The 6,189-nt window shown below is 56.8% G+C and carries 4 protein-coding genes and 2 pseudogenes; 5 read left to right on the top strand and 1 reads right to left on the bottom strand.

What is annotated here, in order from left to right; translation table 11 throughout:
- The first annotated feature begins 125 nt into the window (after positions 1-125).
- The 5 genes and pseudogenes from hcp1 to CAK78_RS07125 all read left to right on the top strand — a co-directional run.
- The gene (gene hcp1 / locus CAK78_RS07140) at positions 126-644 is read left to right on the top strand and encodes a type VI secretion system effector Hcp1 (protein ID WP_010634822.1); all 519 of its coding nucleotides are present in this window, start codon (positions 126-128) and stop codon (positions 642-644) included.
- Between the two features lie 230 nt (positions 645-874).
- Positions 875-2,785 (top strand): annotated as a pseudogene (locus CAK78_RS07135) (type VI secretion system Vgr family protein); the annotation flags it as partial.
- Between the two features lie 69 nt (positions 2,786-2,854).
- Entirely contained in the window at positions 2,855-3,655 is an 801-nt protein-coding gene (locus CAK78_RS23080) for an ADP-ribosyltransferase (protein WP_369597518.1), read from the top strand.
- Complete coding sequence (locus CAK78_RS07130; RefSeq protein ID WP_094696835.1) at positions 3,652-4,452, top strand: DUF4123 domain-containing protein; 801 nt, start codon at positions 3,652-3,654, stop codon at positions 4,450-4,452. The genes CAK78_RS23080 and CAK78_RS07130 overlap by 4 nt, the downstream gene beginning before the upstream one ends.
- A pseudogene (locus CAK78_RS07125) lies at positions 4,452-5,876 on the top strand (T6SS phospholipase effector Tle1-like catalytic domain-containing protein); the annotation flags it as partial. The gene CAK78_RS07130 and the pseudogene CAK78_RS07125, both read left to right, overlap by 1 nt.
- 4 nt (positions 5,877-5,880) lie before the next feature.
- On the opposite strand, the gene CAK78_RS07120 reads toward CAK78_RS07125, so the two are convergent.
- On the bottom strand, positions 5,881-6,189 hold a 309-nt coding region (locus CAK78_RS07120), incomplete at its 5' end, for a transposase (protein WP_141214129.1).

Genomic DNA, 6,189 nt, shown 5'->3' with positions numbered 1-6,189 from the left:
CATCAGCGCAGCTTGCTTGATTTTCACTTAATGTATTGAAAAATATGGATAAAAAAGATTGGCATGGTCGCTGCTAACTGGTTAGGTCGAGTGTCATTACCGTTCAACCAATCAGGAGCAAACTCATGCCAACTCCATGTTATATCAGCATCGAAGGTAAAACCCAGGGCAATATCACCGCCGGTGCCTTCACTTCCGATTCCGTCGGCAACATCTTCGTGCAGGGCCACGAAGACGAGATGCTGGTACAAGAGTTCCAACACGTCGTCACCGTGCCGACCGATCCGCAATCCGGTCAGCCTGCTGGTCAGCGTGTCCACAAGCCGTTCAAGTTCACCGTTGCGCTGAACAAAGCCGTACCGCTGATGTACAACTCCCTGGCTTCCGGCGAGATGCTGCCGAAAGTGACCCTGAAGTGGTACCGCACCTCCGTCGAGGGCAAGCAAGAGCACTTCTTCTCTACCGTGCTAACCGATGCCACCATCGTCGACATCGACTGCCAGATGCCGCACTGCCAGGATCCGGCAAAGTCTGACTTCACCCAGCTGATCCAGGTCTCTCTGGCCTATCGCAAGATTGACTGGGAGCACACCGTTGCCGGTACTTCCGGTGCGGACGACTGGCGCGCACCGATCGAAGCGTAATTCTGAGCAAAAGGGCACTGCTTGCGGTGCCCTTTTGCTGTTTCTGGCATTTCCCGCTCCGTTTCAATACACGCGTTTTTTCTTCTGCCCGTTTGCCTGAGGTGAGGGGGCACAAGAAAAAATCCGAGTTTACGTCTTGCCGCACAATAACCGGGGCGAAGGCGGATCTCTCACACGACTTGAAGTGCCCCGCCTGATGGGGCTGCACGATATCTCTGGGGCGAGCAACGATGGCAGACAGCACAGGATTACAATTTACCGTCAAGGTGGGGGCCCTGCCCGAGAGCACCTTCGTGGTGGCCGAGTTTGCGCTGGATGAAGGGCTCAACCGGCCGTTCAACCTGCGCCTGGAGCTGGCGAGTGCCCAGCCCGACATCGACTTTGGAGCCGTGCTGGACCAGCCGTGCGAGCTGTTGGTGTGGTACAACGGCGAGCTGCAGCGGCGGGTGTGCGGAGTGGTGAGTGACTTTGCGCAGGGTGACAGCGGTTTTCGCAGGACCCGCTATCAGCTGCTGGTGCAGCCGGCGCTGTGGCGGCTGTCACTTCGCCAGAACTCCCGCATCTTTCAGGCACAGAAGCCCGATGAAATCCTCAGCATTCTTTTGCAAGAGCACGGCATCACCGACTACGCCTTTGCGCTCAAGAATGAGCATGCTAAACGGGAATATTGCGTTCAGTATCGCGAAACCGACCTCGATTTCGTGAACCGCCTCGCCGCCGAAGAGGGGATGTTCTACTTCCACGAGTTTGAAGCGGGCAAGCACCGCATCGTGTTTGCCGATGACGCGGCCGCCCTGACCGCCGGCCCCGAGCTCTTCTTCAACCTCAGCAACCGTTCGCTGGAGCAAGGCCCCTATGTGCGCCAGTTCCACTATCGCGAGGCGGTACGCCCGTCGGATGTGGAGCTCAAGGACTACAGCTTCAAGACCCCGGCCTACGGCCTCTCCCACAAAAAAGTAGGGGCTGAGCTGAACCACCAGCGCGACACCTACCAGCACTTTGATTTTCCGGGCCGCTACAAGCAGGATGGCAGCGGTAAGGCCTTTGCCCAACATCGGCTGGATGCGCTGCGCAACGATGCAGTGGCGGGCCAGGCTAAGTCCAACTGCGCGGCTTTACAGCCGGGGCAGAGCTTCTCACTCACCGAACACCCCAACGGCAGTCTCAACACCGATTGGCAAATCGTGCGCATCCAGCACACCGGCTTGCAGCCACAGGCGCTGGAAGAGGAGGGGGGCAGCGGCCCCACCGTCTACCACAATGAATTCGGGGTGGTGAAAGCGAGCACCACCTGGCGGGCACGCATCGGCAGCCCGGAGGCCCCTCACAAGCTGATGGTGGATGGCCCACAAATCGCCATGGTGGTGGGCCCCGACGGGGAGGAGATTTACTGCGACGAGCATGGCCGGGTCAAGCTGCAATTCCCGTGGGACCGCTACGGCTCGAGCAACGACCAGAGCTCCTGCTGGGTGCGAGTCTCGCAAGGCTGGGCCGGCGGTCAATACGGCATGATGGCCATCCCGCGCATCGGCCACGAGGTCATCGTGAGTTTCCTGGAAGGGGACCCCGACCAGCCCATCGTGACCGGGCGCACCTATCACGCCACCAACCGGCCTCCTTATGAGCTACCTGCCAACAAGACCCGCACCGTGCTGCGCACCGAAACCCACCAGGGGGAGGGCTTCAATGAGCTGCGCTTTGAAGACCAGGCGGGGCAGGAAGAGATTTATATCCACGGTCAGAAAGACCTGAACGTGCTTATCGAAAATGATGCCGCCTGGCACATCAAGCACGACCAGCACTCCGACATCGACAATGAGCGGGTGACCCGCATCAAGGCCAATGACCACCTGACGGTGGAGGGTGAGAAGCGCGACCAGATAAAAGCCGACTACTCGCTGACGGTGGATGCATCGATCCACCAGAAGATTGCACAAGCACTATTGGTGGAAGCAGGTCAGGAAATTCACTTCAAGTCGGGTCAAAAGGTCGTACTGGAGGCCGGAGCTGAAATCACCCTCAAAGTGGGTGGCAGTTTTGTGCAGGTAGACCCGAACGGCGTCACTCTGGTTGGCCCCACCATCAAGATGAACTCCGGCGGCAGCCCAGGTTCAGGTTCTGGCTGGGGGGGCAAGGCTCCCGTTCTACCAGGCAATGTCGAAGTGCCACCACCACCAGCAACGTTGCCAGCCCCGGCCATCCACAAGAGCATGGAGTCCATGGCGCCGCTGGCCAAGCCTTGTCCTGCAGCCCCACCACCTGTACCACCTCCGCCTGCCGGGGGGCCACCGGCTCCACCACCCGTCCCACCCCAGCTTGCCGGAGGCGCAGGAATGCCACCGCCGCCGCCACCTGTTGCAGCCAAAGGGGAAGGTAAAAAGCCGGCAAAGAAGTGGGCGACGGTGGAGATATCCAAAGCGGATGAAGCGCTCAGATACTATTCGGCGCAGGGGTACACATTGCTCAATAACTATTTGCGTGATCGCCCCTACAAGCAGCGAGAGGCCATCGATACCCTGCTTAGTCGCAGCTATTTGAATGATGAGCCGACATCTGCGGGTGAATTTGATAAGGCAATGAAGGCCTATGTTGCCGATGTGGAGGCTGGTCTGGCCAAATTGCCGGCCTCACCTGAGTTGTCTTTCGTCTACCGGGGGCTGGCGCTGGACAAGCCGGAGCTTGCAGCCCTGAAAGAGCAGTTCACCGGGGTGGGTAATATCGTTGTTGAGCCTGGATTCATGAGTACCTCACCGGACAAGGCCTGGGTCAACGATACCTTGTTGAAGATCCGCTTGCCTGCCGGTCATGGTGGCCGTCTGCTGGGAGACGCTGCGCACTTCAAGGGCGAAGCTGAGATGCTGTTTCCGACGCAGACCAGGCTAAGGGTCGATCGAGTAGTTTCCTCCACGAGCGGTGATTTCGATACCTTGCTCAATACGATCCCAACCTCTGACAATGCATCGGACAACCGCAGCAGGATCAAGCGACTGATTGAGGTTTCCGTATTATGACGTTATTTGATTGGCTCGCTGGCGAGCAAGCGGGTGAGACGTATGCCGTCATCGATGGAGCTCTGGCAGAGTCAGCCGTAGCGGATTTCTATACCTATGATGGAGAGAATGCCAATCCACTTTTTGCCGGTACTGCTTTCGATGAGCACTCTGCGTTGGGGCCTTGGTTGCTGCCTGCCCCTTCCACTGAGTTCATGATGGCTAATCCCGCCCTGAGCGGCTTCTACCTGATCAGCGACCAATCAGTGGATCTGGTCCGCCGCCATTGGCAGAGCCTGATAGAAGCGATACGCGAGGGAGAAGCAGTTTGGTTTCGTTTCTCTGACCCACGCATTTTCTTGCCCATGCTCAGCGCCATGACCCCTGATGAACGCGATAGTGTGCTGGGGCCCTGTTCCGGGCTCTGGATCCATGGCAAGGTCTTCGCTCGCACGCCTCACGCCAGGTTCCAACCCGCATTGCAAACTCCCTGGTTTCATATCCGGCCTCATCATCTGGCTGGACTCTACGACGAGAACCGTCATGCCTACATCTTGCGGCGGCGGTTATGGCAGACCATGACGGCTATGATGGAGCGCCATCCTGACCCGGCCGGGACCATTTTACCCACACTCAAACTGGCCAGTCAGGATGGGCTGCAAGAGGATGTGCTCGATGGTGTGGTGGCTGGTGCCTTGGCCTTGCAGGCCAATCTGGCTCTTGAAGAGATACGGGGGCCATTGATGCTGACTGACGATGAGCTGGTTCAGGTAGCCAACTGGCTGAACAAACATCACGAATTGACAGGAGTATCCTGATGGCGGCAGATCCCCACTGTATCCCTTGCGAACGTTATGATAACTGGGTAGAGGTAGACATTCGCGATGAGCACAACCGTTCGTTCAAGGGGCTCAAGGCCACTTTGACAGACGAAACCGGCAAGTCAGAGACGGTCACCCTGCAGGATGGACCCACTCTGGTGCGAGGTTTTGCAGTTGGTCCGGTGACAGTAAAAATCGAGACGCCAGCCTGGCTCAAGGCGGCGCAGTCCCGTGAGGCCCTCAAGGAGGGTGAGATCACACAGGTACCCGCCTATACAGACAAGTTATTCGGGCACTGCGACGTCAAACGAGAGCATATCAAGGTGACCACCGGTGACCTTTGTCTCACCGAGCCAGAACAGCCGCTGCCGAAAGGGCATCAGTCAGGACAAGCCCAGCCTCCTCGCTTTTTCACCAAGCACTCCTACGTGATTGAGGTGAAGGGGTATCGGCTGAATATCCTGCGTATCGGTGTGTTCTTTGATGGCACGGCCAACAACTCCTTTAAACATGAGGAAGGTAAAGCAGAGATAGAAGCCTTTCTGGCTCAATGCAGCGATCCGCTAGAACAGGAGAGGGTACGCCAGCAGTGCATGGCGGGGACGGTGTCAGTGAGTGATAACAGCCAAGGGAATGACATCACTAATATTGGGAAGGCTTATGACTTATATATCCCCAATGAACCAAGAAGGCTGGTCGTGCGTGTTTATCTCGATGGCATTGGGACAGAATCTGGTAAAGGTGACTCAACCCTTGTTGGCCAAGGTATGGATGCAGGTCCGACATCTAGTGATGGCAAGGTCCAGCTAGCCTGCCGTGAGAAAATTGTTGAACAAATCAAACAGCAATTAGGAAATGAACTAACAACTCTGGAATGTATCCACAAGATCGAATTTGACGTGTTTGGGTTTAGTCGGGGGGCTTCGGCGGCACGGCAGTTCGTGAACACGATCGACCTGCAGGCTGATCACCCACTGGTTGAGGCGGTATCCAAAGAATCTAGTATCCGCTTGAAAGCAGGTTTTGACTGGGCAAGCCGGGAGGATTGCAGGATCAAGTTTGTCGGGCTGTTCGATACTGTCTGTTCGTCGCTACTGGAAGCACGTAACATCACGCTAGCCTCGGATTGTGCGGAGCGGGTCGTGCACCTGACAGCCAAGGATGAGTGGCGCTACTTCTTTGCCCTGACCCGGATCACCAATGACGTGGAGGGTAAACAGATTGCGTCCAACTTCACCGAACTGGCGCTGCCAGGTTGCCACTCGGACATTGGCGGCGGTTATTACAGTCGTTGGAGTTTACGAAACCCCAATAGCAATCCGGCTCTGACGGAGCAAAAGGCGATTAAGCTGTTTCAAAGTATGGAACCCGCAGGAACCCAACCGGAGCAAAGTTCCGCCTATCAGCAAGCAATGGACTACCTGATTACCCATGACCCTCAGCCAGCTTCAAGAGCCGATATGGCATCGGAGGGCTTGCCACGACTGCATGCCCCAATTCAACCAACATGCTTTTGAGGTCAAAACGATGATTAAACCGGAAGCAGTATTCAGCAAGATGTCTCGGTAAATGCTTCGCTCCGAGCGTATGGCAACTGCCCCGCAGCGAGTTCTTCACATTCCCTATCATCGTGTTTACCCAGTTGAATGCCGGATGATCCAGCAAGTCAAGGTTGCCCCCGGTGACAACACCCAGGTGCTCACAATTGGCCTCCTTCACCGCCCTGAAACAGGC

This window comes from Aeromonas sp. A35_P (assembly GCF_002259925.1).
Lineage (GTDB): Bacteria > Pseudomonadota > Gammaproteobacteria > Enterobacterales > Aeromonadaceae > Aeromonas > Aeromonas dhakensis.
This window is presented reverse-complemented; position numbering and strand designations above follow the sequence as displayed.